Genomic DNA, 25758 nt, shown 5'->3' with positions numbered 1-25758 from the left:
TGATGTCGATTCGTCGCGACCGTCCGACGATGGTGGATTCGTCGCGACCGTCCGGAGGACTCCGTCCCTGTCGGTAGCAGACGGATACCAACCGCTCCTCGTGACAGCGGGCGCTATCGCGCGGTGTATCGGTGTTACTGGCTAACGTATTCTGCTGCGGTTTCGGCGGCGACTTTGCCGAAGACGGCAGCGTTCGTCAATCCGGTTCCGCCGGGGTAGTTGTTGTAGAACAACCCGCCGGTGACGTTTCCGGCGCCGTAGAGGCCGGGGATGACGGTGTCCGTGGTGTCGAGCACCTCCGCGTCCGGGGTGATGGCGACGCCGCCGAACGAGAACGTCATCCCGCCGGTGACCGGATACGCGGTGTACGGTGGCTCGTCCAGCGGGAGCGCCCAGTTGGATTTGGGCAGTTCGAGGCCCTCAGTGGCGTTGCCGTCGAGGACTTCGGGGTCGTGGTCGCCGATCGATTCCGGATCACAGGCGGCGTTGTACTCGTCGACGGTTTCGACGGCGCGTTCGACGTTTTCGATATCGACGCGGTGAGCGAGCGACTCGATCGAGTCGGCGGTGATCGCTCGGGACGGGCCCATGTGTGCGACGTCGTCGACGACCTTCGAGTCGACGATGATGAACGCCTCGTGGTGGGGTTGTTCGAAGATCCGACGACCGAATTTCGCGTACGTGTGCGCTCGTGCGTCCTCGCCCTCGTCGACGAACCGCTCGCCGTCGTGGTTGAGGATGAGTCCGTACTGGTAGCCGTCGATACGGGTGATTCCGCCCTCGACGTCGGGAGAGCCGGCGTCGATTATTGCCATGTGCGCGTCGCCCCACTCACCGTCGGACTTCGCACCGACGTCCATCGCGGCTTCGATGACTTCACCGGTGTTGTACCGGCTTCCGCGGACCTTCATGTTCCCGTATCCCGGGCCGTAATAGCGCGTCCGTTTCTCCTTGCTCGAGCCGTAGTCACCGGCTGCCAGAATCGTCGCGTCAGCTTCGAAACGCGTCCGCTGGCCGTCGACGAACGCTTCGATACCGGCCGCGGCACCGTCGTCTCCCCGGATCACGTCTCGGGCATCGGCCCGGTAGTGAACGTCGACTCCCTTCTCCTCGAGGATCGGGACGAGCTCGTCGATCATTTCCTCGCCATCGAGCCAGACGCGGCCGGCGGTGTATCCGGGGTGGGGTGCCTGATACTCCCACTCGACGCCGTGAGCGGTCAGCCACTCGAACATCCCCGCGGCCTCCCGGGTTACCACTTCCGCCAGATCCTGATCCGCACGGTAGTGGGTTACTTTCATGATATCCGAGTAGAAGTCAGCAGCAGTGTAATCCTCAACGTTGAACTCGACGTCGAGATCGATGTCAGCGGTCGGAATCCGGAACGATTCCGTAAACTGCGTGTGACCGCCGCGGTTTTCTTTCGGGGCTTTCTCGAGGAGCGCGACGGAGAGATCCCGTTCCGCTGCTCGCAGTCCGGCAGTGATACCGGCAATGCCACATCCGACGATAACGACGTCGTACTCTTTACGTTGCATATGAGCTACCAGAGGATTCTCATGAAGAATCTTAGTGGTATCGATTCGGGGAAAAGTCGAGACGGCCCATTCATTTCGGACGTGCGTCCGAAAACGAAAATCGGTTGCCACGATCGGGCGGTCCACAGGGATTGCCGGTACAACGAGATTTACGGATTCGGATTCACAGCAAGGTTTCATGGATATCGATCTGGATCGGTTCACATCGAGGCGGTCGACGGTGCACGCGAACCGCGGCATGGTTGCGACGAGCCAACCGCTCGCGGCCGAAGCGGGGATCGAAATACTTCGAGACGGCGGGAACGCCTTCGACGCCGCCGTCGCGACGGCCGCGGCGCTCAACGTCGTCGAACCGACATCGACCGGACTCGGCGGCGACGTCTTCGCCCTCTACCGAACGGCGGACGGTGATGTCGGAGCGATGCGCTCGTGTGGCGGTGCGCCCGCCGACGCGACGATCGAAACCGTTCGGAACGCACTCGAGTCCGAGGACGATCTCTCCCGGTACTACCCCGAATCGAGGGGGTACGCCGTCGACGGGTCGGCTACCGGCGATTCGGTCGAAATGCCGTTCCTCGGTCCTTACGCGGTGACCGTTCCCGGAACGGCCCGCGGCTGGGAGACGACCATCCAGCGATTCGGCGAAAAGACGCTCCATGACGCCCTCCAACCGGCGATTCACTACGCGAGCGAAGGATACCCGGTCTCCGAAGTGATCGCCCACGACTGGACGGGTGCCGAGGATCTGTTCACCGACGAGCACGCTCGAGCGGCGTTCCTGACGGACGGAAACAGTCCGGAGGCCGGTGAGACGGTGACGTTGCCCCGCCTCGGTGAGTCGATGCGATTGATCGCCGAACGCGGTGCCGACGTCGTCTACGAGGGTGAGATCGCCGACGCGATCGCCGACGAAGTTCAGTCGAAGGGGGGCTTCCTGACCGTCGACGACCTTGCAGCGTTCGAACCCGAGTTCGTCGATCCCGTTTCGACGACGTACAACGGGACGGAAATCTACGAACTCCCGCCGAACAACCAAGGGCTGATCGCCCTCGAGGCGCTGAACATCGCCGAGGAGATCGGTGCCGGCGACCACGCCTACGACTCGCCCGAACGGACGCACGCGCTCGTCGAGGCGCTGAAACTCGCGTTCGTCGACGGACACCGCTACGTGACGGACCCCGAGTTTCAGGAGATTCCGCCGTTGGCATCGAAAGCATACGCGGCCGAACGAGCGACCGCGATCGGTGAGAGGGCGATCGCGGACCCCGCGGTCGGCGTTCCGAACGCCGACGCGGAGGACGCCGACACCGTCTTGCTGTCCGTCGCCGACGAGGACGGGAACCTCGTCTCGTTCATCAACTCCCGGTTCGCCGGCTTCGGCAGCGGACTCGTCGCCGGCGAGACCGGCATCGCCCTCCAGAATCGCGGCGCGTCCTTCTCGCTCGATCCCGACCATCCCAACAGTCTCGAGCCGGGCAAGAAACCGTTCCACACGCTCATTCCGGCCCTCGCCAACTTCGGCGAGGACGACTGGGCGGCCTTCGGCGTGATGGGAGGCTACATGCAACCGCAGGGGCACCTCCAGATGATCGCGAACCTCGTCGATTACGACCTGCCGCTGCAGGCGGCGCTTGACGCGCCGCGATGGCGGTACCGAGAGTCGGGAACGCTCGGCGTCGAAGAGCGGTTCCCGAATCAGACGAAACTCGCCCGGAAGGGCCACGACGTCGGCGTCCTCCCGCCGTCGATGTTCGGCGGGGCACAGATCGTCCGGAAACGGGGGGAGACGCTGTCCGGCGCAACGGAACCGCGCAAAGACGGCACTGTCACCGGCTACTGATCGGACGGACTCCACCGCTCGTGGCACCGGCGAATCAGTGAACGCGGCTATCGACACCGAAATTATAGGGTGCAGTCGCTCGTTGTCTCGACTGTCTTCATCATGTCTTCCGAGAACTCAAATCGAAACGACCGCCCGGTCGGGCTCACCTGTCGCGCCTGCGGGACCGAGTACGCCGCGACGGCCGACGTTCCGTGGCGCTGTCGCTGTGGTCACGCGCTCGATTTCGCGGAGTTGCCGCTACCCGCTGGCGATCGTCCCACGTTCCGAGAGCTCGAGACCCGACGGGGGCTCTGGGCGTTCGAGGAGTTCATCCCGATCGAGCGGCACACGAGCTTCGGCGAGGGGTTCACGCCGCTCGTCGACGTCCCGGAGTTCGGCGTCGAGTGCAAACTCGAGTACGTCTTTCCGACGGGATCGTTCAAGGATCGCGGTGCGACCACGATCGTCTCGAGAGCCGTCGAACTCGGCGTCGACACGGTGGTCGACGACTCCTCGGGGAACGCCGGCTCGGCGATTGCAACCTACGCCGCTCGAGCGGGTATCGACGCGGAGATCTACGTCCCGGCCGGCGTAAAGGCAAGCAAGCGTGAGACGATCGAGCGCGTCGGGGCGACCGTCATCGAAGTGCCCGGTTCTCGAAGCGACGTGACCAGCGCCTGCCTCGACGCCGTCGGCGAGACGCGACCCGATTCGGCCGATTTGAACGGGCACGACACGCGACAGAACGGCGACGCGTGGTACGCGAGCCACGCCTGGTCGCCGGCGTTTTACGCCGGAACGATGACTGCGGCGCTCGAAATCGCGGCACAGAGAGACTGGAATGTTCCGGACGCGATCGTCTCGCCGATCGGACACGGGACGCTCTTTCTCGGCCTCTACAGGGGGTTCGAACGGTTGCTCCGGGCCGGCTGGATCGATCGGGTACCGAAACTGTTCGGCGTACAGGCGGCCGGATACGCCCCGATCGCCGATCGGTTCCACGACCGCTCCGCCCGGCGTAACTCGCTGGCCGACGGCATCCAGATTCGGCGTCCCGCTCGAGAGCGACAGCTCGTCGCGGCGATCGAAGCGACGGACGGCGACGCGATCGCCGTCACGGAATCGGCGGTCGAACGGGCGCTCGAGCGGCTCCATCGAAACGGGTTCTACGTCGAGCCGACATCCGCCAGCGTACTCGCGGCGCTCGAGCGATACCGAACGATGGGGAAACTCGATCCGGACGATGACGTCGTTCTCCCGTTGACCGGCAGCGGATTGAAAGGCGCGTGATCGCGAGACGGGCGCGAACGATCGGTCGTCGTCAGTAGTCGGCCGTGATCCGAAGGGAGACGACGAGAGCGATTCCCGTCAGTCCCGCCAGCAGAAAGAACGCCTCGTCGAAGTAGTTCCAGTCCGCGAGGGTTCCGACGAACGTGGGACTGAGCGCCCCGACCGCCATATAGGTCGTGCGGAGCGTTCCCAGCCCGGTATTCTGTATGTCCTGGGGTAATCCACCGGTCATGAACGTCAGCGTAATCGCACTGTAGCCCAGAACGCCGCTGAGAGGGATCGTCACGAGAACGATGCCCCAGAACCCGTCCACGAGCGGGAGTGCAATCAGCCCCGCCATAAGCGCGATGAGCATCGCCCGAAGGGGTTTCTGGGCACCGAATCGGTCGTAGGCAGTCCCGGAGAGCGGCTTGATGACGACGCCGAGGGCGAAGAAGAACCCGAAGACGGCGCTCGCGGTAGTTGGATGGAAGTTCTTTATCTCGATGAGGTAGGTGGGATAGAACCCGGTCAGCGCCTGCCAGACGCAATAGACGAGGATCTGAATCGTCGCCATCACGAGCATCGACGGTCGCATGACCTCCGAGAGGATGTAGCGTCCCGTTTCGATCGAAACGGAGTCGACTGCCGTCGTCTCGGACGTCTTCGACGGAACGAAGTACCAGAGTCCGATCGCGGTGAGAGCGAACATCGGCACGGCCATTCCGAGCCCGTACTGCCACGCGAACGCCGTCGCAACGAACGCGGCGATCGGGGGGAGTAACGTGTTCCCCATATCGCCGGCACCCATCGTCATGCCGATCGCAGCGCCGTCGTGTTTCGGATAGAGGTGGGATAACGACGTGAACCGTGCGACCCCGTATAACGCGGTCGTCAGCCCGAAGAGAATCGTCGCGACGAAGAGGACGAACACGGACTGGGCGGTGACGATCAGCAGAATCATCCCGACCGAGACGAGGGAACTGATCATCATGATCCGACCCTCGCCGACTCGATCGGCTAACACGCCGCCCGGGAGCTGACCGATCGCGTACGCGAGCCAGAGCGCGGTCAAGAGCAATCCGGCCGTCGAGAGATCCATTCCGTACGTCGTTCGAATGTGCGGAAGTAACACCGGGTACACCATCCGAACCCCCAGCGAGAAGAACCAGCCAGTGGCGATCGTGACGAGGACGATCCCGCGGCCGTCACTCCAGAGGATTCGTAGCGTCTGCCGAATGTTCGAAACGGGATTCACAATTACTGTTGGGCACCTGCTTACTGTTGCCTACTGGGTGCCATGAAACCACTCAACCTAGAAAATATTGCCGAGAACGCCACGAGACGGAACGGCGAATTCGATCCGGCGATGACGGCCCCGGTCAGCGAAACTGGCGATTCGGGGCCCATCAACGCGATACGTCCCGGTCCTCGTAGTCGAGGATCGCGTGCCGCCAGGTGTCAGGTATCGCCTCGGATTCCGCACCGCCGTTGCCATACCGGACCTGTACCGTCTTCGCTGTCGCGACCATCGTTCCGTCGTCATGGCGGATTTCGTACTCCATCGTCAGGCTCGAGGTGCCGATTTCAGTGACGGCCACATCAATGGTGATCGAGTCCGCGTATTCGATCGACTCGACGAAATCGATCGAGATGTGGACGATCACAGTGTCGAGTTCGCTGAGGTCCTCCTCGAGGACATCGCGGTAATACGCGGCTCGCGTTTCGCCGAGGTACGCGGCGTAAACCGGGTGGTTGACGTGTCCGTTGCGATCGAGATCTCGAAGGCGGACCGACGGCTCGTACGTGTAGGACGTGTTCATGGATCAGGATGTGAAATCGACGACGGCTACTCCCTGGCTGTGACGACAGGCTGTGTCGCGTTGATGATGACGTCCTGTGCGACGCTACCGAAGATGGCCTTTCCGGTCGGTGATCGCTTTCGCGGGCTCAACACGATGTACTCGACGTCCTGTTCGGTCGCGTATCGGCGGATCTCCTTCGAAGCGTCGCCGACGAGCCCGACCGGTGTGTAACGCTGATCGAGGCCCTGTGCGGTTTCGTCGGCGATCGTTGCGGCCACCTCCCGTACTTCGTCGACCTCGAGTCCCTGATCTTCGTTCTCGACGCTGGTCCGTTCCAAACTCACGAATTCGCTGGTGCTGAGCACGTGGAGAACGTGAATGTCTTCGTCGAACGCTCGAGCAAGCTTCGCCGCTTCTTCGACGACGAATTCGGAACGATCTGACTGATCAACTGCCGCAAGTATTGACATACTCGTTGTATACTCTGAACCGTTATTACTGTTATCCCTCTCTGGGGGTATCCGGCGTCATTCGGCCGGTCGGTGGTTCCGACAGGTCGTGTCGTCAGAGTGCCGGCTCGTGACCCAGTCGAGTGCGGGCCACAGTTTCGGGAACGGGTTCGCGTTACGCTTCGAGTCGTCGAGCGAACCGAGCGCCGCTCGACTCGAGATGCTCCGCAAGCCGCTCCGACCGAGGCGTGATTTTACGAGCGGAAGCGGCACCGTTTCCGGTCGGATCGAGAACTTCGATAACGGACGTTCCCTCAGTCGTCTGTCTGTCGGAACTCGTCCATCGGGTCTTCTGACGGGAGACGGGAACCGCTACTGCGCGGGCTCGGTATGCCGCTATTCGGTCGCCAGCCGATCGGTTACGGCCGGGATGACCTCATCGCCGACCAGTTCGATCGAACGCAACACGTCGCTGTGTGGCACGCCCGGGCGGTGCATCCCCATCAGGACGCAATCCAATCCGACATCCTCTTGGAGGGAGACCAGGCGATCCGTAACGGTTTCCGGGGAGCCGATAATGAATCGCTCCTCCTTGAGATCGTCGAGTCGCTGATCGAGGGCGTCGGGGTTCTCCATGGCCTCGGCCTGCCCCTCCTGGGCGTACCAGTCGTAGTACTTCTTGATCTCCGGGCCATAAATCTCGAGGGCCTCGGCGTCCGTCTCGGCGACGAACACGTCGCGCCGAGCGGGCATCACGCCGTGATAACCGTCACCGCTCGGTTCGCCCGCGATTTCGACCTGGCGGGCGATCGTCGGTTCGTCCTCGTGAGGGTTGGCAACCCAGACGTCACCGAGTTTCCCCGCTCGTTCGATGGCCTTGTCCTTGTTGCCGCCGATCCAGATCGGTGGGCGCGGGTCCTGGACGGGTTTCGGCTCGATCGTCGCGTCCTCGAACTGGAAGTGCTTGCCATCGTACGAGACGTCGTCCTCCGTCCAGAGGCGCTTGATGATCTGAACCCCCTCGATGAGCCGTCCGAGACGGTCGGACTTGTCGATCCCCAGCGAATCGAATTCCTTGTCTCGATAGCCCATCACCGGGGCGAAGATGATCCGACCGCCCGTTATCGCATCGAGCGTTGCGAACTGTTCCGCGACGATGATCGGATGGTGCAACGGGAGCAAAAACGACGTTCCAATGTGCATCTCACCCGCGCTCGCGGCGATCCGGCCGAGGGCTGGGACGGCCTGGAACTTCTGGTTCTCCGCACTGAGGTAGTGATGTCCAGTCCAGAGGAGGTCGAAGTCCGCCGCTCGAGCGGCCTCTACTTGCTCGATGACGGTTTCGAAGTTCCGTGCGGGCGATTCCGATTTCGTGTGGTGTCCGAACAGGTGCAAGCCGAACTTCATACCTGTTCCTTCGCTCGCACCCCGATAAATCCGATGGGTACTGTGCAAGTGGCAGTACAACGGTCGGAGCGATATACTGGCGTTCGGTTTCGACGGAAAGAAAAGCTGTTAGCAGCGCGGAATCGTCAGGAGGTGATCGCTCCCGACGTGCGTTCGTATAACTGCTTCAGGATGGGGCCGAAGAGTATGAGGAACGCCGCCAAGAGGATCGTTGCCGTGATCGGGCGCGTCGCGAAGATCATGTACGATCCGTCCGATAACTGGAGCGATCGGATGAAGTTCTCCTCGGCGATCGGACCGAGGATCGCTCCCAAGACGAACGCGATCACGGAGTAGTTACTCTGCATCATCCAGTATCCCAGGACGCCCAGCAGGAATACGGTCACGACGTCTACCCAGTTCGACCGGAGCGCGATTCCACCGAGCGACGAGAGGACGATGACCATCGGGATGATGGTCGTCGTCGAGATTTTGGTAATGTAGCTCGCACGCGTGATGAGCAGCAAACCGACAGCGAGGATGACGACGTTACCGACGAGGATCGAGAGCAACATCGCGTACGTCGTCCCCGCCTGGGCCTCGAACAGCTGCGGACCCGGCCGGAGGCCGTGCATCAGGAGGCCGCCGAGCAACACCGCGGTCGCTCCGCTTCCGGGGATTCCGAAGGAGATTGTCGGAATGATCGAGCCGCCGATCGTGCCGTTGTTAGACGCCTCGGACGCGACGAGTCCTTCCGTCGAGCCCTCCCCGAATTCGTCGGGGTTCGACGAGGAGCGCATCGCCTCACCGTACGAAAGGAAGTTCGCGGCCGACGAACCCCCACCGGGGATCGCACCGACGAGCATTCCGATGTACGACGATTTGATCATCGTCACCGGTTTCGACAGCGCCTCCTTTATCCCGCTGACGGTGTTTCCGCTGATATCGACGTCGTTCTTCGCGATCGTTCCTTCGGACGCCAGTTTGATCATCTCGGCGATCGCGAACAGACCGATCAGGATCGCAATGAAGTCGAGGCCGTCCATTAGCTGTAACCTCCCGAAGGTGTACCGCTGGGTCGGCGTCATCGGTGCGATACCGACAGTCGCGAGGAGGACGCCGAACGCACCCGAGAGGATCCCCTTCACGATGGACCCGCGAGCGACGACGACGATCAGCGAGAGACCCAGTACGGCGACGGCGAAGTACTCGGGGGTCTGGAAGAGCAACACGACCTCGATCAGGATCGGCATCAGCAAGAGCAGGGTAATCAGGCTGAACGTCCCCCCGATCGCGGACGAGGTGGCGGAAATCGCGATCGCGTTCTTGGCCTCACCCATTCTCGAGCGCGGATAGCCGTCTAATGTGGTCGCAGCGGAGCCGGCCGTCCCCGGGACGTTGATGAGAATCGCTGCGATACTGCCACCGTACATCGAGCCGCTGTAAATCCCCACGAGGAGGATGAGCGCGTTGACCGATTGCAACGGTAGGGTCAACGGGAGCGCGATCGCCATGCCGAGCGAGGCGCCCATCCCCGGCAGCGCACCGATGACGATGCCGATGACAACGCCGAGAACCATCCAGCCGATGGTCGGCCAGCTGAACAGGATCTCGAGACCCGCGAGGATCGGTTCGTGCAAACTCATCCGAGTACCATCTCCGTGAGCGCTCCCTGATCGATCGGGAGATAGAGCAGATCCCAGAACCCGTACGCGACCGCGAACCCGAGGACCGAGAGGATTCCCATGAGGTACCACGGTTTCTGGAACCACCAGCAGTAGAGGGCGACGAATATCGGCGTCGCCCAGAGCAGACCGATCGCGAACCCGAGCGTGATATAGCCGAGCATGCTCACCGCCGTGAACACGGAATTATCTATCGGGTATCGACCGATGCTCTGACTGTCCTGTTCGTCTGCCGCGTCTTCGGAGTCGGTTTCTGTTCCCTCCTCGCCGGTGACCTCGTCCGCGATCTCTTGACTCTCGTTGCCATCGAAAAACGATTTGTCTTCGACGATCGGTTTCACCACCGCCGGCAGGTAGCTTCTGAAAAGGAGGATCGTCCCCCCGATGATCATGAAGAGGCTCACGTTTCGCGGCCACACTTGGGCCGATTGGGTGAACGAGAACGATTCGACGAACGCGTATATCGCGAGGGCCAGGAACAGTGCGTTAATTGCGTAATCAATGCTCCTTTCTGATATGTTCATTCCACCTTTCAATTCCATGTCTGGTAACACCATGCGTAGTTACGGATATATAGCTTATCGTTCGATACCGCGTTCGGGGAAAATGGGTACACGATCCAATTCCAACGATCGATCCTGTATCCAGTTTCGAAGCGCTACGTCGACTCAGTTGATCTGTTCGCGGATGGCTTCGACGTCCAGTTCTTCGTCAACCGTGTTGACGACGTCACTGATGAGCTGATCCGTCGAATCCGGACCTTCGTACACGAAGTTAGCTCCCGTCTCCTCGCCCCAACTCTGGACTTCGTCGTCTTCGAGAGTGCTTTCGATTGCGCTCGAGAACGTGTCGATGTTCTCGTCCGACGTTTCCGGCGGCGCAGCGAACGTCCGAGTGAGGTTTCCGAGGAAGTCCATGTCGTCGTATCCGAGATCGGTCAGCGTCGGCGTGTCCGGATAGGCGGGAGTTCCGGCGCTCCCGAGCTGGACGACGACCTCGAGTCGATCGTCTTCAGTGAATCCCTGCGTCGCACCCGACGACGAGATACCGGCCGGATTCTCGTTCGAGACGATGGATTGCGTGGCTGGTCCGTTTCCTTCGTACCCGATGTAATCGTCGAAATCGAGATCGTAGGCCTGACGCATGTACAGTGATGCGACGTGGTAGTAGCTCCCCACCGTCTGGCCGGCCCACTGGCTCAGTTCCCCGCCGGAGTAGCGGCTGACGAGGTCCTCGAAGTCCTCGATTTCGTGTTCCGGATTCGCAACGGCCAGAATCGCCGTCTTCTCGTACGTGGCGACTCCCTTCATCTCGGTGATATCCCAGTCCGTCTCGTTGATAATCGTGGACAGCGGCGTGGACGGCGGATTCATCATCAGGTACGTGTAGCCGTCCGGATCGGAGGTGAACGCCTCCTGTGCACCGCGGAGCGACGCTGAGCCGGGAACGTTTTCGATCTGGATCTCGACACCGAGTTCGTCCGACAGGGCCGGTTGGAGCTGTCGAGCGTACGTATCGGTACTGCCACCCTCCGAGAACGGAACGACGATCCGGATCGGTTGATTCGGATATTCACCGTCACCATCGCGACCGAGACAGCCAGCGATACTCGCACCCGCAATCGATACCCCACCGTATTTGAGAACGTCCCGTCGACTTCTCTTGTGGTTGTCTGCCATACACAGAGACCATATGCCTAATAATATATAAAGATGACTTATCCCCAGTGATAAATAGACAATAAAACGAGACCTGTCAGCTATTCGTGTCGGTAGTACGTTTGATCCCGGGAACGGCGCTCTCGTCCCCTCGAGCGCCGTCGTCACAGGGTAGCCATCACTCCTCCCGGTCGAAATCGGGCTCTCGGCCCTCGCGCATAGCGGCGACGGCCTCGGAATGCTCCGCGTCGTTGACGCATTCCCACTGTCGCTCGAACGCCGCTTGCGTGTACTCCTCGAACGATTGAGAAACGTCTACGAGCGATTTGGTGCCGCGAACACCGGTCCTTGGCTTCGCGGCGATGTCGTTGCCGAGTTCGCGTGCGGTGGAACGCGTTTCTCCGTCCTCGACGACGTCGACGACGAGTCCGTCCGCTAGTGCAGCCTCGGGTGTGATGTCCTTCCCCGTCAACAGGTACTCTTTCGCTTTGCTCTCTCCGATCAGACGAGGGAGGAGCCACCCGCCGCCGTCACCGGGCACGAGACCGATGTTGACGAACTGTTGCCGAAGGACGGCTTCCTCACTGGCCACTCGGAGGTCACAGGCGAGTGCGAAATCGCATCCGGCACCGATCGCGGGTCCGTTGATCGCCGCGATCGTCGGCTTCTCCCCGTTATAGAGCAGTCGGACGACGTTCTGGACCATTCCGAGATGCGCTCGGTAGTCCCACGGCGTGTCTCGGTCATCGCGGCCGTCCATGTTGCTGACGTCGGCACCGCTGCAAAAGCCGCGGCCGTTTCCGGTGAGCAAGACGACGCTGACCGCCTGATCGGTCATCGCCTCGTACAACGCCTCGGTTATCTCCTCTAACATCTGCGCGTCGAACGCGTTCAGAACGTCGGGCCTATCGAAGACGATCTCCGCTCGTTCGTCCGTCACCGAGTACTCGATTTTGTCAAATTGTGTCATGAGTGTCGTTCAGATTCCTTCTGTGGTGCGTTTCGATCGGAGCGCTGCCTCGCGCCGCAGTTCGATCGCCGATTCAAATGACGTCCTTCTCTCTCAGTTGCTCGATCTCTTCGTCCGAGTAGCGCGCGATCTCGGCGAGGATCTCGTCGGTGTGTTCGCCGAGAAACGGAGCGCGTTCAATATCCGGTTCGTCAGCGTCCGAGAACTTGATCGGCATGCCGGGCACCGGTATTTCGTCCGTCCCGTCCGTCTGGTTCGGGAGGCGTTTGATCATGTTTCGGTGCTCGAGGTGTGGATCTTCGATGATCTCTTCGACCGTTTTGACCGGAGCGCTCGGCACGTTGGCCTCCAGGAGAATTTCCATCACTTCGTCCTTGGTTTTCCCGTCCAGCCACTCTTCGACGTAGCCATCGACTTCCTCGATGTGCGTTGCTCGACGGGCCTTCGACGAGTACTTCTCTACGTCCGACAGTTCCGGCCGCCCCATGACTTCGGTCAGCTCGTCCCAGTGGCGCTCGGAGATACAGATGATAGCAACGTGCCCGTCTTCGACTTCGTACGTGTTGTACGGAGCAATGGCCAGGCCGGAGTGTTTGTTACCCGTACGCGGGGGTGCGTCGTTCTGATCGACTATCGAGGATACCGGCGACGCCAGCGTCGGGTACATGGTATCGAACATCCCGACTTCGACGTACTGTCCCTCTCCGGTCGACTCGCGCTCGAAGAGCGCACTGACGATCCCGACGACGAGATGAAGCGCACCCATGAAATCGGAGATCGCCGGACCGGCCTTCACCGGCGGCTGATCCGAGTAGCCGGTGGTATGCATCGCGCCGCTCATCGCCTGAACCGTCAGATCCATCGCCGGGTACTCGGCATATGGCCCGTCGTCGCCGTAACCGGATCCGTGTGCGTAGACGAGAGCGGGGTTCACCTCGCGGAGCACGTCGTATCCAACGCCGAGGTCGTCCATCTTCCCGGTTGCAAAGTTCTCGAGAAGGACGTCCGCTTCGGCGGCGAGGTCCTTGAGCGTCTCTTTTCCCTCCTGGGACTTGAGATTGAGCGTGATCCCCCGTTTCGTCGCGTTCATGAACTGGTACTGTGGGGGTTTCCCGTCCTCGCTTCGCGTCCGGACGTTCTCCCCCCACGGCGGCTCGACTTTGACTACATCGGCCCCTAAAAACGACAGGAGGAGTCCGCTGTAGCCACCTTGATAGATCTGCCCGAGATCGAGGACTCGAACACCGTCCAGTGGTTGTGACATACACCACTCTGTATCTGACGAAGATATATGTACTTTCCCTCTGTCTCCCCGTCGCATTTCACCGAATCGTCCATTCAGAGAGTAAGATAGTCCGAACGGACACGCCGCGGATACCGCAGTCGTGTGCGGGACTGGTACACCACCGATCCCTGGGTAAAGTTATAAAGGCGAGCAGTAGATGTAGTACCCATGGGACAGAATACCCAGCAACGCCACGAAGACGGCGAAACGGTTCGGTTAGCGAAGTTCTGTACCGGCCTGGAGTACGAGTCGTTAGACGACGAGGTGATCGAGGCGGCGAAAAAGGCGCTCGTCGACACGCTCGCGGCGGCATATGCAGGGATCGATACCGAGCCGGGAGAGCGCATTCTCAGTTACGTCGACCAGTACGATAGCGGCGAAGCGACGGTCATCGGTAACGAGAGCGCTCCGCCCGCACAGTTCGCAGCGCTCGCCAACGGAACGCTCGCTCACGCGTTAGACGTCGATGATGGACACAGAAGTGCTGCCGGGCACCCTGGGAGTGCCGTCATTCCGGCAGCACTCGCCACCGCTGAGAAAACGAACGCGTCCGGAACGGAACTCATCACTGCCATCGTCGCTGGATACGAAGGGATGGTACAGACCGCAAAGTCCGTCCAGACCTCTCACCGCGAACGGGGCTTTCATGCGACGGCAACGTGTGGCTGTTTCGGGGCCGCTGCGGCGGTGAGTTGCATTCTCGATCTCGACGAGACGGAGACGGCTCACGCCATCGGTCTGGCGGGGACGCAGGCGGGAGGGCTCTTCGAGTTCCTCGAAAAGGGATCGATGGCCAAGCGGTTCCACCCGGGACGAGCCGCAATGGCCGGCATTCTCGCCGGCGAACTCGCCGCAACCGGGTTCGACGGACCGGACACGATCATCGAGGGAAAAGACGGATTCGCGAGAGCGTTCACCGACGAGTACGATCTCGAGCCGTTCGAGAACCTGGGCGACCCGTTCTCGGTGACCGAAAACTACCTGAAGGCGTTCCCATGCTGTCGCCATATTCACGGTCCGATCGAGGCCGTACAGACGATTCGTGACGAGGGAGTGACGGCGGCCGACGTCGAGTCGATCCGGGTCGAAACGTACGGGACCGCGTCGCATCACGACAAGAAGACGGTCGAGAATCTGCTCGATACGCAGATGAGTATCCCGTACGGAGTCGCGGTCGCACTCGTCACGGGATCGGCGAAACTCGCTCAGTTCGACCCGTCGAACGCGGACAATCCGGAGATTAACGCGCTCATCGACAACGTCGACGTAGTCAAAACCGACGAGATGGAGGCGATCTATCCGGAGACGCGACCAGCACGCGTGGTCGTGACGCTGCACTCCGGCGAACAGTACGAGGAGGTCGTGAAATATCCGTTAGGTGCCCCCGAGAAACCGCTCTCGCGGGAGCAGATCGAAGAGAAGTTCCACGACATCACCGGCGCAGCCCTCTCCGAAGCGCAACGAGAGACGATCATCGAGAACGCGTTCTCGATTACCGAGTACGATTCGGTCGCGACGTTCACGGAATCCCTGTAACGGCTCGTCGCTGCGCTGTCATCCAGCTATCCACCTATCGCATCGAATACGGAACCACAGCCCACCCACGATAGCGACGACCGTTTCCGCTCGAGAATTTAGGACCTCGTCCGGAGGCCGTCTCCCACCGAGTTATCCCGGAGCGTACAGCAGTTACTCGAGACCGTATTTCTTGAGGTAGCTGGCAATTCCGTTCCGCTGGACCTCGACCGTCCCGCCGGCGATCTTCCATCCGCGGACCCACCGGTACATGTACTCGAGCGGCGAATCCTGCATATAGCCGATCGCCCCGTGAATCTGGAGCGCCTCATCGACGACGTGCTGACCGACCTCGTTGGCTTTGACCTTCGCAATCGACGTCTCGAGACGCGACGGATCGCTGTCCTGTGCGTTGGCCGCCGCCCTGTATATGAGAAGGCGCGCTGCCTCGAGGTCGATCGCCATGTCCGCAAGTTTCCACTCGATACCCTGGAAATCGCCGATCGGCTGTCCGAACTGTTCTCGCTCCTTTGCGTACGTGAGAGCCTTGTCGAAGGCGTTCAACCCACACGCGACGCACATCATCGCGTTGTGACAACGTTCCACGTTGAACTCGATCATCAGTTCCTTGAACGCCTCTTTCTCGTGGACCAGAACCTGCTCTTCCGGAACGCGGCAGTCGTCGAAATACAGTTCGTTCTGGACGTGTCCCGCCATGTTCGTCGTCCCATCGTCGAGCGAGAGGCCATCAGTATCCTTGTCGACGACGATGGCACCGATGTTATCGTCGGGGAAGCGAGCGTAGACGAGAAACGCAGCGCACTGTTGGGCTTTCGTTACCCACATCTTGCTTCCGTTGAGGACGAGCTGATCACCGTCATACTCGACGCTCGTTTGCATGTTCCCCGCATCGGATCCAGCCCTGGATTCCGAGATCGCGACGGAGATAATCGCATCGCCGGCACAGACACGCGGGAGATATTTTTCCTTCAGGTAGTCACTCCCGAGTTCGGCGATGACTCGAGGCGGTCCCATTGACGACCGCGACAGAATGTGTGCGGTATCCGGGCAGACTCGGCCGACGGCTTCCTGAGCGAGCAACACTTCGATAGGTGAGTAACCGCCACCACCGTACTCTCTCGGAAGCCCAATACCGAGAAGTTCCTGTTCCGCGAGAACGGTCTGGTTTGGGGCCGGAAACTCGTCTTCCCACGTGAATGCGTCGGCTTCGAACTCCTGTTCCGCAATGTCGGACGCAGTCTCATACACTAACTGCTGCTCATCAGTCAGGTGAAAGTCCATACTGCACGATTGCGGTAACGGACTATGAGAGTTGTGGTAGCGGCGACCACAGTTTCGAACACCAACTGATGTGATTTTACACGGTAATTGCTGTGTGACCGTTTTCGCTCTCGGAAACTGCATGTGTGGCAGTATACCGTATTAATACGCTAATTTCAACAGCTATTATACAATATTCATGTAGGAAGAACCCATCTGTGAATGATAAGCCCAGATAACGACGTACTATGCCAATTGTGCGGATTCGCCGGTCAGAAATTTCCCGGTAAAATCCACGATTTCTAGAGAAGAAATTATATAAATCCGCTTACTATAACATGCGTCATGAGTTCGCATAACAAGGGAGGGATTGCGACTATCGTCACAGAGCGTTCTCACAGACTAAGAAATACAAATTGATTCACCATGCATGAATGAGTGTTAGATGCTTTCCCAGGCATGAATTTTATATAGTGGCCCTTCCATTGGCCACTATGGCAAACAACCGGCAACAGATTAACGCGGTCGGGATTAGCCTCAGCGTCGTTCAAGAACTCGTAAGACGGGATGGGGCGCGTGTAACGGAAATTGCAAACGAACTCGATATCGCTCCGAGCACCTCACACAAACACCTCCAGACGTTGTTAGACGAGGGGTACGTGATCAAAGAGGGTGACCTGTACTATCCGAGCATGGAATATCTCCATATTGGAGAATACACACGACGCCGAAAACCAGCATATCGAAAAGCCGAAACGCGGGTTGAGTCCCTTGCTGAGGAAACCGGTGGTCGCACTCACTTCGTCATCGAAGAGCACGGTCGCGGTCGATACGTGTATACGAGAACGGGGAATCTCGCTGTGGAGACGTTTACTGGAAAAGGAACGGACTTCCCGCTTCACGTCACAGCAGCGGGAAAAGCGATTCTCGCCTATCTCTCCGACGATCGAGTACATGAGATCATTGAGGAACACGGGCTCAACGCCGCCACGGAGCACAGCATCGCTACTGAGGAATCCCTGTTCGAAGAACTCGAGACCATTCGAGAAACCGGTGTCGCATACAATATTGAGGAACACTACGAAGGAAGCAACGCAGTTGCTGCGCCCGTACGAGATCCAAACAGCAGCGTTCTCGGTGCACTGACGATCTCCGGCCCAGCCAAACGGATGAAAGGCGATTTTCTCCGCGAAAAACTCCCAGATCTCCTCTTGGCCACGGTAAACGAACTGGAGTTAGAAATCGTGTACTCGGATTGAGCCGCCAGATCGTCCCGTTTGCTCTCTCCCCGATGACGACCACAGCAACTCCTGTGGGGATTCTCCCCGCTACTCGTATCGATAGAGTCACCGTCCTCGCTTCCTGTCGATGTCGTAGCTCGCCGAACTATATACGTCGATCTGTGAATGCTATCGGTGATCGACAGTAGGGGATAACAATAGTACTATTGTTATTCTAATCCAGGTCCCGGCTATCGCAATATTCGGCCACGTGAGAGAAGTCCGGGGCCGTTAGATTTCCGATATCCGCTGATACTCGTCGTCGAGACTCACCGCGTCTTCCGGTAAGAGCGCTACCACGAGGTAATCGCTGTAGTCGGACAGGTACTCGACCAGTTCCGCGATCCGTTCGGAGTCGATCGCTTCCAGAGAGTCCAGAATCATGACGGGGACGGTCTCGTACACTTCGTGGGCCAGATAGCCGGCGAGTGCGAAGATCAATCCGGTCACTTCCCGTTCGCTCTCACTGAGGTGATTGATCGTATCCTCGTAGGTCGTGTTGTTCTCCGTCTGGCGGATCACGTGCAAATCGAACACGCTCCTGGTCACTTTCCGACGCCCCTCGCGGACTTCCCGTTCGACCCGCTCGATCCAGATTCGATCGAGATTATCGTAACCGAGCAGGTTTAGCACGGTGTCCATGTGCTCGTTGAATTCATCGACGGCCTGCTGTTCGATGCGATCGATCTTCGTTCGCTGTTCGGAAATGTCGTCAGTGAGCGCTTCCCGTTTCTCTGTGAGTTCGTCTTCTTCGTCGATCCGCGCTTCGATCTCCTGGATTTCGGCTTCGACCCCCTCCAGATTCCCCTCGACTTTCCCGAGATCGTACTCCAGTTGATTCGCTTCCTTGTGGAGGTCGAGGATCTCCTCGTAGGAGTCGTTCTCCAACGCTTCGACTTCACTCTCGACCTCGCTGATCTCGGTTCGAATCGTTTCCTTCCGGTCGGTCAACTGTTCGATTTCGTCCTCCGTCGCTTCGATTTCGCGGTCGAGTTCGGTCAGACGCTGCTGGACGTCTTCCCGACGGCTTTGTTGTTGCTGGAGTTCACGGCGCTCCTCTTTCAACGTATCTAACTCGTCTTGAATTTCGTTTGACTCCTGGCTCTTCTGCTGGGAGTACTCTCGGAGTCGGTCGACCGTCGCTTCGATCTGCTCGACATCGACTTCGGTCCCGCACGTCCAACACGTCGTCGTCTCTTCGGGGAGGAGTTCGTCCGTGACCGGCCCGTCCGAACCGAGGGCGGCAGACAGCTCCGTATCCGTCTCCCCGATCATATCCTCGTTGAACTGAATGACGCTCCGACATTCGCTGATTTCGGACTGGAGTTGTCGCTTCTGCGCTCGGAGTCGATCGATACGCGACTCTAATTCGTCGATCTCGCCGACCGGGGTCTCCGGAAGCTCGGCCAACTCCGTCTCGAGTTCCTGCATTTCAGACTGGAGCGAGTCGAGACTGTCCCGTTCCGTCTCCAGATCGTATCGAATGGTCTCCAGCGTCGAACGGTTGTCACGGAGGGTCGAAAGTTTCTCTTCGAGTTCCGCTTTCTCCTCGCGGGTCTGTTCGAGGTCGGCATCGCGAGAATCGAGTTCCGCCTCTTTGTCGGCGAGTTCCGCCTGAATGTCTTCGATACGGTCTCGGAGACTCGTCCGCTCTTCCTCGAGCGACGGCAGTTGCTGTTTGAGTGATTCGATCTCATCGAGTTCCTGGTCGACTTCATGACGTCGCTGGACGAGCCGTTCGATCTCGGCTTGAATCTCGTCGGTGTCGACTGGTCGCATAATGATCTCCCGAAGGTCGTCGCTGTTCGCAACGGCACGACGGGCTTTGTTCGATTCCAGTAAGAATGCGAAGAGGTCCGCCAGCGTCGAGTCCTCAAGGTACGGTTCGCCGCTGGCCGTGATGTGGTCGTTTGTGCGTTTGAGTGATCGATGGTATGTATCCTCCCCAACATTCATTTCGACGGTCGCTTCGTTCGCGTCCCCCTTCACCGAAACGTCGTTGCTTCCGAGGGCAGCCATTACGGCCTGAAGAAGTGATGTACGGTTCGTCGCGTTTCGCCCGACGAGGAGTGTTACGCCGGGAGAAAACGTCACTGACGTATTCTCGATTCCGCCGATCTGTTCCACGGCTAGTTGAACGTCTCGCTTCTGTTGTTCAACACTCATTACTGAAATCATATACTACAACATACAATAAACCCTTCGGTCGATACGATAGACTCCCGCTGATCAGCGACGCGACAGGAGTCAACTTACCGGCAGCTGTCTATTTCTTACAGTCACATTCCTTTTGCTCGAGAATATCTATAACATCGAACTGACGGCCACACTCCTCGCAAAAGACGTTGATATCAACCGTAACTTCGTAAGAGCCGAGTTCGATGTGATCGTTCTCCACCAGTCCGTTCAGTTTCGTCTCGGTAACCAACATCGTCCGGTTGCGAAGTTGTTGGATGCTATCCGTATCCCGTTCAACGGGATTCTGGCTCGGATTGTATTCAGCGCTTCGCTCTTCTTTCAGAAACGACCGGATCGCTCCGTAGGAGACGAAGTCGGATTGAAGCGTCTCAACGTCGACTCCCTCACGCTCTAGTTGTCGTCGGATCCGCGTCTGGTCGGCTGACGTCCCCTTCTCACCCGTGAGCTGGAGATACATATCGTCGTTGTCGGTGCGAAGGCGACTCATCTCCGAACCCCGGATCCTGGACTGGAGAAGACGCTTATTAAATATCGCTGCCAGTTCCCGTAGACTTTTCCGTTCGTCTCCGGATGCCGTCCACATCCGCTCGAGTTCATCACCGATCCCCTCAAAATCATATTTTTCGATGAGTTTCCCTACTTTCGTTCGAGGTTTCGCATCTTCGCCCGTTCCCATAGTGATAACTCAGTATTCAAGGATCATTAGGCTTTCTATTGGACGCGGTCATCAGTATCCCAGTCCTCATCCGCTGCCGAAACGGAGGCATGGGTACAGCAGTCAGGGGATGAATAACAATAGTACTATTGTTATTCACCCATCCAATCTCGAGATCGAAATCTCCCAAGATAGCCCGTAAACACCGGGCCTGCCGTTGATGTCTCACCCACCTTCGGAATCCCCTGTTGGCAGCAGGCCGGTGTCAGCGTTCGAATACTGCTTGGCTCTTCGGAAATTTCCGGTGGCGGGAGCTCACGTCGTGGGACCGTCACGTACGGACACATCTCCTCGAAGTGGTGATCGATTCCAGCGTGGCACAACCGGGCACCGTCACGTCGACATATCTGGCAAGCGCGTTCCGGTAAAGCCGGATCGAATTTTCAGCGATCAGCACTTGATCGGTGAGACAACGATCGCAGAGAACGAGAGTAGTACCGTTCCGAGATTGTCCAAACGATTCGGATCGGAATCGACTCGTACTGTATTCGACTGATCCCCGTTTCTCCAGTTGTAACGCCGAATACCGGCCGTAGTACGTTACTCCCAGTTATGTCAACAAGTACTGCACAACGTATGATCTCCGGAAACTATTCCGGGCATGCCGGAACATTTATCAGGATAAACTCTGATGTGAGAGTATGGGTAACAATGGCCGAATAAAGTCCATCCAGACGGCCTTCGAGTTGATCGAAGGACTCGAGTCGACGCCGCACGGCTCAAAGCCTACCAGACGCTCTGGAAGGCCGACGAGGGCGAACTCCACACGAAAGACGCAGCGTGACGAAGTGGTACGCGCCGGAGGCCGCCGTCGACACCGTCCGTGACTGACTCGTCTTGCACGGTTACTACGGCTACGCCGACGACTTCGGGATTGGTAAACGCCTCCAGGACGTACTCGGCCAGCAGATCGCCGACGGCGCACCCCATATTCAGAAACTCATCGTCGCCCGCGAAACGTTCGGTCGCGAGTACCTCCCGTACAATCGGTGAGATAACCGTCGTCTCCGAGCGAGGGACGATCGCTCGACCGCGATACCGCACGAAACCGTCGGGTCGACGTGGCGGCCCGTCACCAGCAGGTTCTTGGCGGCGCTCTCGCCGACGACTCGGGGGAGTCACTACGTGCTGCCCCAAGCCGGAACCATCCCGAGATCGACGCTGAAAGCCGACCGTAGCGGACTCGTTAGCGATCCGCACGTAGAGGGCGAGCGGGAGTTCTCACCCACGAATACGTGTCACGGAGTGAGGCGTGACGTTTTCAACGTGGTCTATGCTCGAAAACGCATCCCTCAATCATCGTATCGGCCAGTTCGACACGGCTCTTGTGGAGCGCAAAGCAACGATTGCAACTGTTGATGAAACTCAATACCCAGCTCCAGTTTGCTGGTCTCTCGGTTTTAGATACTGTTCGAATTCTATATATATATATATATATATGGTGTTGACTCCCCATCTAGTTAGCGCAGTTGGAGGAGCGAGCAGGTCGTAACTTGGGACTAAATTTCTGCTTGCAGGCCCACTCAGCGAGAGCATGAGAAGGATCTCTAGTAGCCAAGAAAGATGATTGCTCACCATTGGTATGGAGAGTCGAATAAGAGCAGTATCGATCGCTGTTGTAAGTTCAGAAAGGGAGCAAAGAACCGATTGAGAAGGTCCAATCGAATTGTGCGAATAATTCGACGTATAGTCATATTCTGAGGAGGAGATACGTTTCACGCGACTCTTTGTGGGTAGATTTCTTGAGTTGATCGATATAAGCTCCTGTGACATCCATTTTCCGCTGTTTTTTGGGTTCGAGTGGGGCGTCTCTTACACGTCAACATCAGGTTCGGCGGATGTACAGCGTAATTTTGCTATCTCAATTCCACTTCTTTGAGTAGCCGTCGCCAACTCGGAAGTGAGTATTCGACATCATCTGGTTCGACAAGATACTGCTGGACGAGCGCCGGGATCAACGCCGTCACGTCGATACCAACTTCCCCGAGTGATTTGTGGACAGTTTCTTCGAACCCCTTTTGCTCCTTTTCTGAGTGTTTCCGTTTTCTACCATATTTATGAATGTTAGTAGCAAACCGCTCGAGCGGCTCGCCGGTGTCGAGTCGATCGAGCCAGTGTAGCTTGTCCGTTGCTGGATATTGTACTATCGGTAGTTCAGTCTGAGCAAACCCGTTTTTGTATGCTACTGTTGTTCATAGCCGTTGTATTGCCAGATTGTCATTGTTCAGATTATCTGGTTCCAGCAGTATGCGTAGCTCTGCAACCATGTTTCAGCGGTTGCTGGATCGATGTTTCTAAAACAGTTTCAAAGCTTAGAGGTGCGTTGTTTTATCTCTCAGAAGAGACGTTCGACAGCGTTCCGATTTCCGTGTTTTTCGTATCGAAATCGGAGTCCGAGATGGTGGAGTGTAGCTTTGAGCCACGGTGCTGAATCGACGAGAAACACGGCGTCTTCGATGTCGTATTTCTCTGTGAGTTCGCGGAGAAACATCTCAGTAAGTGCAGTTGTGCGCGTTGATTAGACCTTGATGTGGAGAAATTCGTTGGTTTCGGGATCGATAGCCGCGTACAGCCAGTAGCGCTGATCATCGAGTTGGATCACGGTTTCGTCGAGCGCAACGTGGTCCGGTTGTTTTCCAGCTGTCGGCTGTAGATCAGCTTTCTGCACCCAATTATGGATCGCCGATCGTGCTCGTTTGACACCGAATCTCTCTAAGACAGAGACAGTATCCGAAAGTGATAGTCCAGAGGGATGGAGCTGGATACTCAATCACATCAGCTCTCGCGGTGTCGCCTCACGCTCCACAAAATCTAATTGAATGCCGCTCCTAGCACCGGTGAAGTGGTTGAATTCCGGCATGGACATTTAGAATTCAGACCGGCTCGCTTTTCAGGCCTTATCTGAACAGCGCCCTCCCGGGAGCCGGTAATCTGAAACCACAGCAAGCAAATGGGCGAGATCCAAACTATATGTGAGAACCACAAGTAATGGTAGTGCCATCCGGAGAGACGGTCGTCGAGTTCGTGACGATTGTCTTCGTACTCTCGACGATGTTTTCGATGGGAGTAAAGCTGTCCCTCAGCCAGCTCGTCAACGCGCTCAGGAAGTGGCGGCTGCTGACGAAATCCTTGGTAGTGAACCTCGTCGTGGTGCCGCTGATCGCCTATCTCCTCGTTCGGACGGTCTCGGTAGAGACTGGGTTCGCAGCCGGGATCGTGCTGCTTGCGGTCTCACCTGGCGCACCGTTCGGCCCGAAACTTGCAGAGGTCTCCGACAGCGATGTAGCGTTCGCGAGCGGCCTTATGGCGATCCTCTGTATGCTCTCGGTCGTGACGATTCCCGTCTCCCTGTTGCTGTTGCTCCCTGGCGATGTCGCCGTCGATCCCCTCGCCATCGGACGGATGGTTCTGGGCATTCAGCTGGTTCCGCTACTGCTCGGGCTCGGACTGTCGTTCGCCCTCACAAGGTTCGTAGACCGCCTACACACCCTTATTCAGCGGCTCTCTGACTACACGTTCGTCGGGCTGATTGTGTTGCTGGTGGTTGTCTATAGCGACAGTATGGTGTCTCTCGTCGGGACGGGAACGCTCGGGCTCTCGACCGTCGCCGTGGGCGCGTCGTTGGTGCTGGGGTACGCCCTCGGTGGGCCAGCACGAGAGACCCGAGAGGTGCTGGCGACGACGACTGCCGCCCGAAACGCGGCGATCGCGCTGTTCATCGCGACGACCGGGTTTTCGGACCCAAACGTCCTTACCACCGTCCTCGCGTTCTCGTTCATCGGCATCGTCGGGTCCGGACTGATCGCGAGTGTATGGCGACGACAGCCGGTCGGGTCAGCCACGTCCCGCGGCTAACGGCCACCCCAACGCTCCGATCGAGGGTCCTCCCGACGCTGGTTCAGCCTTGGAGAACTTCGATTAGTGCTTCTCCCGTCCGATTGATCCGGTCGAGTCGATCTCGGATGACCTCCGAATCGGCCGACTTTCACGCGGCCAGGTAGAACGCTGACCCGCTGGTGTCGAGCCCGCGGTATCGGTCGACGACATACGCGACAGCTTCGGCCCCGACCTCGCGTTTCGACCGCTCGGTGTCGTCGTCGACATCGAAGTGGAGCAAGGCGTGCGCATACTCGTAACTGATCGATGTCGCTGGGCGTGTCGCTCTCACGATGATGTGCCTACTCGACGATCACTGGAACGCGGGATCGGCGCCTCCGCCAAGTGATCAGCGGCATATTTTTACGGACTACCGGCATCGGTTGCGACGTGGGACGCTACCATCCAGGGAAACACGACTCATTCATCAAGTGTGATACGCCTCGATGTGGCGCAAACAACGCCCCAGAAGGGTCCGCAGAGTACGAAACGGACTGCTGGCGGTGCGGGGAGTCCCTCGGCGGGAAGCCCGAACCCGGAGAGGAGGTCGCCGTCGATATCGTCGATGAGAAATCCGACGGAACGCTCGTCTGCAAAACCGAGAGCGGATTCATCCTCTTTCTCGAGGAAGACATTGCAGCGATCGAGGCCACAGTTCGAGTTACTACCGTCGACGAGACGTACGGAGAAGCGGAACTCATCGAAACGGGATCGTAGCGCATCCGGGATTCGTCTGGTCGGCAAGTCGTGAAGTGCTCACTACGTTCGCAGATGGCCGTCGTGGTACCGCCTCCGTCTGTACTTGTACAACGGGCTCTGATCCGATAGTAACTGAAAGTCACTGTAACCCGATTGCACGATGTGAACGCGGTTCGGAGCGAACGCAGTGAGCGAGAACCGCGGGGATGCGAACGGCGAGCGAAGCGAGCCGTGAGCGAGCGCAGTGAGCGAGAACCGCGAACTGTGCGGTCGGTGTGACTCGTTTCAGTTGTTACTGTAGCACTTCTAAAGCGGGTAACAGTACA

20 protein-coding genes and 2 pseudogenes are annotated in these 25758 nt (G+C 58.6%); 7 read left to right on the top strand and 15 right to left on the bottom strand.

The annotated features are described in order from the left end of the window. Positions 1-134: 134 nt before the first annotated feature. Positions 135-1538 carry an FAD-dependent tricarballylate dehydrogenase TcuA gene (gene tcuA / locus CP556_RS22825; RefSeq protein ID WP_098727902.1) on the bottom strand — a complete coding sequence of 468 codons (1404 nt, stop codon included), beginning with the start codon at positions 1536-1538 and terminating at the stop codon, positions 135-137. A gap of 178 nt (positions 1539-1716) precedes the next feature. On the opposite strand from tcuA, the gene CP556_RS22820 reads away from it, so the two are divergent. Further along, positions 1717-3378: a gamma-glutamyltransferase family protein gene (locus CP556_RS22820; RefSeq protein WP_098727901.1), complete on the top strand. Its 1662-nt coding sequence runs from the start codon at positions 1717-1719 to the stop codon at positions 3376-3378. A 102-nt stretch (positions 3379-3480) separates the two neighbouring features. Then, on the top strand, positions 3481-4650 hold the full coding sequence (locus CP556_RS22815; RefSeq protein ID WP_098728256.1) for a threonine synthase: 1170 nt from the start codon (positions 3481-3483) through the stop codon (positions 4648-4650). Positions 4651-4681: 31 nt separating this feature from the next. Here CP556_RS22815 and CP556_RS22810 read toward each other — a convergent pair whose 3' ends face one another. The 9 genes from CP556_RS22810 to CP556_RS22765 form a co-directional block, all read right to left on the bottom strand. Beyond that, positions 4682-5887 (bottom strand): MFS transporter, encoded by a 1206-nt coding sequence (locus tag CP556_RS22810; protein WP_255291573.1) that lies wholly within the window; start codon positions 5885-5887, stop codon positions 4682-4684. A 151-nt stretch (positions 5888-6038) separates the two neighbouring features. Further along, on the bottom strand, positions 6039-6452 hold the full coding sequence (locus CP556_RS22805; protein ID WP_098727900.1) for an acyl-CoA thioesterase: 414 nt from the start codon (positions 6450-6452) through the stop codon (positions 6039-6041). A gap of 26 nt (positions 6453-6478) precedes the next feature. Beyond that, a complete protein-coding gene (locus CP556_RS22800) occupies positions 6479-6904 on the bottom strand; it encodes a universal stress protein (protein ID WP_098727899.1) in 426 nt (141 codons plus the stop codon). A 375-nt stretch (positions 6905-7279) separates the two neighbouring features. Continuing rightward, positions 7280-8290 carry an LLM class flavin-dependent oxidoreductase gene (locus tag CP556_RS22790; protein ID WP_098727897.1) on the bottom strand — a complete coding sequence of 337 codons (1011 nt, stop codon included), beginning with the start codon at positions 8288-8290 and terminating at the stop codon, positions 7280-7282. 125 nt (positions 8291-8415) lie between these two features. After that, the gene (locus CP556_RS22785) at positions 8416-9915 is read right to left on the bottom strand and encodes a tripartite tricarboxylate transporter permease (RefSeq protein WP_098727896.1); all 1500 of its coding nucleotides are present in this window, start codon (positions 9913-9915) and stop codon (positions 8416-8418) included. Further along, entirely contained in the window at positions 9912-10478 is a 567-nt protein-coding gene (locus CP556_RS22780) for a tripartite tricarboxylate transporter TctB family protein (protein WP_176548321.1), read from the bottom strand. The genes CP556_RS22785 and CP556_RS22780 overlap by 4 nt, the downstream gene beginning before the upstream one ends. Positions 10479-10622: 144 nt before the next feature. Continuing rightward, positions 10623-11633, bottom strand: a complete 1011-nt coding sequence (locus tag CP556_RS22775) for a Bug family tripartite tricarboxylate transporter substrate binding protein (RefSeq protein ID WP_098727894.1) — start codon at positions 11631-11633, stop codon at positions 10623-10625. A 157-nt stretch (positions 11634-11790) separates the two neighbouring features. Continuing rightward, entirely contained in the window at positions 11791-12582 is a 792-nt protein-coding gene (locus CP556_RS22770) for an enoyl-CoA hydratase/isomerase family protein (RefSeq protein ID WP_098727893.1), read from the bottom strand. Positions 12583-12655: 73 nt separating this feature from the next. Beyond that, the gene (locus CP556_RS22765; protein WP_098727892.1) at positions 12656-13846 is read right to left on the bottom strand and encodes a CaiB/BaiF CoA transferase family protein; all 1191 of its coding nucleotides are present in this window, start codon (positions 13844-13846) and stop codon (positions 12656-12658) included. 189 nt (positions 13847-14035) lie between these two features. Here CP556_RS22765 and CP556_RS22760 point away from each other — a divergent pair, with 189 nt between their 5' ends. Next, positions 14036-15403, top strand: a complete 1368-nt coding sequence (locus CP556_RS22760; protein WP_098727891.1) for an MmgE/PrpD family protein — start codon at positions 14036-14038, stop codon at positions 15401-15403. Positions 15404-15556: 153 nt separating this feature from the next. Here the strand turns inward: CP556_RS22760 and CP556_RS22755 are convergent, their stop codons facing one another. Continuing rightward, on the bottom strand, positions 15557-16684 hold the full coding sequence (locus tag CP556_RS22755; protein WP_098727890.1) for an acyl-CoA dehydrogenase family protein: 1128 nt from the start codon (positions 16682-16684) through the stop codon (positions 15557-15559). A 473-nt stretch (positions 16685-17157) separates the two neighbouring features. Here CP556_RS22755 and CP556_RS22750 point away from each other — a divergent pair, with 473 nt between their 5' ends. Then, the gene (locus tag CP556_RS22750) at positions 17158-17922 is read left to right on the top strand and encodes an IclR family transcriptional regulator (protein WP_176548320.1); all 765 of its coding nucleotides are present in this window, start codon (positions 17158-17160) and stop codon (positions 17920-17922) included. Between the two features lie 252 nt (positions 17923-18174). On the opposite strand, the gene CP556_RS22745 is transcribed toward CP556_RS22750, so the two are convergent. Continuing rightward, positions 18175-20109 (bottom strand): archaea-specific SMC-related protein, encoded by a 1935-nt coding sequence (locus CP556_RS22745; protein ID WP_098728254.1) that lies wholly within the window; start codon positions 20107-20109, stop codon positions 18175-18177. A gap of 100 nt (positions 20110-20209) precedes the next feature. Then, a complete protein-coding gene (rdfA, locus tag CP556_RS22740) occupies positions 20210-20818 on the bottom strand; it encodes a rod-determining factor RdfA (protein WP_098727888.1) in 609 nt (202 codons plus the stop codon). Positions 20819-21694: 876 nt separating this feature from the next. On the opposite strand from rdfA, the gene CP556_RS25595 reads away from it, so the two are divergent. Continuing rightward, entirely contained in the window at positions 21695-21850 is a 156-nt protein-coding gene (locus tag CP556_RS25595; RefSeq protein WP_141551748.1) for an acyl-CoA dehydrogenase family protein, read from the top strand. 1231 nt (positions 21851-23081) lie between these two features. Here the strand turns inward: CP556_RS25595 and CP556_RS22730 are convergent. Further along, positions 23082-23717, bottom strand: a pseudogene (locus CP556_RS22730) (IS6 family transposase). 128 nt (positions 23718-23845) lie between these two features. Between CP556_RS22730 and CP556_RS22725 the strand changes: the two are divergent. Beyond that, positions 23846-24712 carry a bile acid:sodium symporter family protein gene (locus CP556_RS22725; protein ID WP_098727886.1) on the top strand — a complete coding sequence of 289 codons (867 nt, stop codon included), beginning with the start codon at positions 23846-23848 and terminating at the stop codon, positions 24710-24712. Between the two features lie 43 nt (positions 24713-24755). On the opposite strand, the pseudogene CP556_RS22720 reads toward CP556_RS22725, so the two are convergent. Beyond that, positions 24756-24992: pseudogene (locus CP556_RS22720) on the bottom strand (DUF955 domain-containing protein); the annotation flags it as partial. Positions 24993-25123: 131 nt separating this feature from the next. On the opposite strand from CP556_RS22720, the gene CP556_RS22715 reads away from it, so the two are divergent. Then, the gene (locus CP556_RS22715) at positions 25124-25450 is read left to right on the top strand and encodes a TRAM domain-containing protein (protein ID WP_098727885.1); all 327 of its coding nucleotides are present in this window, start codon (positions 25124-25126) and stop codon (positions 25448-25450) included. The last annotated feature ends 308 nt before the right edge of the window (positions 25451-25758 follow it).

It is taken from the genome of Natrinema sp. CBA1119, from assembly GCF_002572525.1.
Lineage (GTDB): Archaea > Halobacteriota > Halobacteria > Halobacteriales > Natrialbaceae > Natrinema.
The sequence above is the reverse complement of the archived record's forward strand: the minus strand, read 5'-3'. Positions and strand labels throughout refer to the sequence as shown.

What these genes read in the sequence shown, in the direction of transcription:
- tcuA (WP_098727902.1), bottom strand. Translation starts at nt 1,538, where the DNA reads ATGCAACGTAAAGAGTACGACGTCGTTATCGTCGGATGTGGCATTGCC.
- CP556_RS22820 (WP_098727901.1), top strand. Translation starts at nt 1,717, where the DNA reads ATGGATATCGATCTGGATCGGTTCACATCGAGGCGGTCGACGGTGCAC.
- CP556_RS22815 (WP_098728256.1), top strand. Translation starts at nt 3,481, where the DNA reads ATGTCTTCCGAGAACTCAAATCGAAACGACCGCCCGGTCGGGCTCACC.
- CP556_RS22805 (WP_098727900.1), bottom strand. Translation starts at nt 6,452, where the DNA reads ATGAACACGTCCTACACGTACGAGCCGTCGGTCCGCCTTCGAGATCTC.
- CP556_RS22800 (WP_098727899.1), bottom strand. Translation starts at nt 6,904, where the DNA reads ATGTCAATACTTGCGGCAGTTGATCAGTCAGATCGTTCCGAATTCGTC.
- CP556_RS22790 (WP_098727897.1), bottom strand. Translation starts at nt 8,290, where the DNA reads ATGAAGTTCGGCTTGCACCTGTTCGGACACCACACGAAATCGGAATCG.
- CP556_RS22785 (WP_098727896.1), bottom strand. Translation starts at nt 9,915, where the DNA reads ATGAGTTTGCACGAACCGATCCTCGCGGGTCTCGAGATCCTGTTCAGC.
- CP556_RS22780 (WP_176548321.1), bottom strand. Translation starts at nt 10,478, where the DNA reads ATGAACATATCAGAAAGGAGCATTGATTACGCAATTAACGCACTGTTC.
- CP556_RS22775 (WP_098727894.1), bottom strand. Translation starts at nt 11,633, where the DNA reads ATGGCAGACAACCACAAGAGAAGTCGACGGGACGTTCTCAAATACGGT.
- CP556_RS22770 (WP_098727893.1), bottom strand. Translation starts at nt 12,582, where the DNA reads ATGACACAATTTGACAAAATCGAGTACTCGGTGACGGACGAACGAGCG.
- CP556_RS22765 (WP_098727892.1), bottom strand. Translation starts at nt 13,846, where the DNA reads ATGTCACAACCACTGGACGGTGTTCGAGTCCTCGATCTCGGGCAGATC.
- CP556_RS22760 (WP_098727891.1), top strand. Translation starts at nt 14,036, where the DNA reads ATGGGACAGAATACCCAGCAACGCCACGAAGACGGCGAAACGGTTCGG.
- CP556_RS22755 (WP_098727890.1), bottom strand. Translation starts at nt 16,684, where the DNA reads ATGGACTTTCACCTGACTGATGAGCAGCAGTTAGTGTATGAGACTGCG.
- CP556_RS22750 (WP_176548320.1), top strand. Translation starts at nt 17,158, where the DNA reads ATGGCAAACAACCGGCAACAGATTAACGCGGTCGGGATTAGCCTCAGC.
- CP556_RS22745 (WP_098728254.1), bottom strand. Translation starts at nt 20,109, where the DNA reads ATGAGTGTTGAACAACAGAAGCGAGACGTTCAACTAGCCGTGGAACAG.
- rdfA (WP_098727888.1), bottom strand. Translation starts at nt 20,818, where the DNA reads ATGGGAACGGGCGAAGATGCGAAACCTCGAACGAAAGTAGGGAAACTC.
- CP556_RS22725 (WP_098727886.1), top strand. Translation starts at nt 23,846, where the DNA reads ATGGTAGTGCCATCCGGAGAGACGGTCGTCGAGTTCGTGACGATTGTC.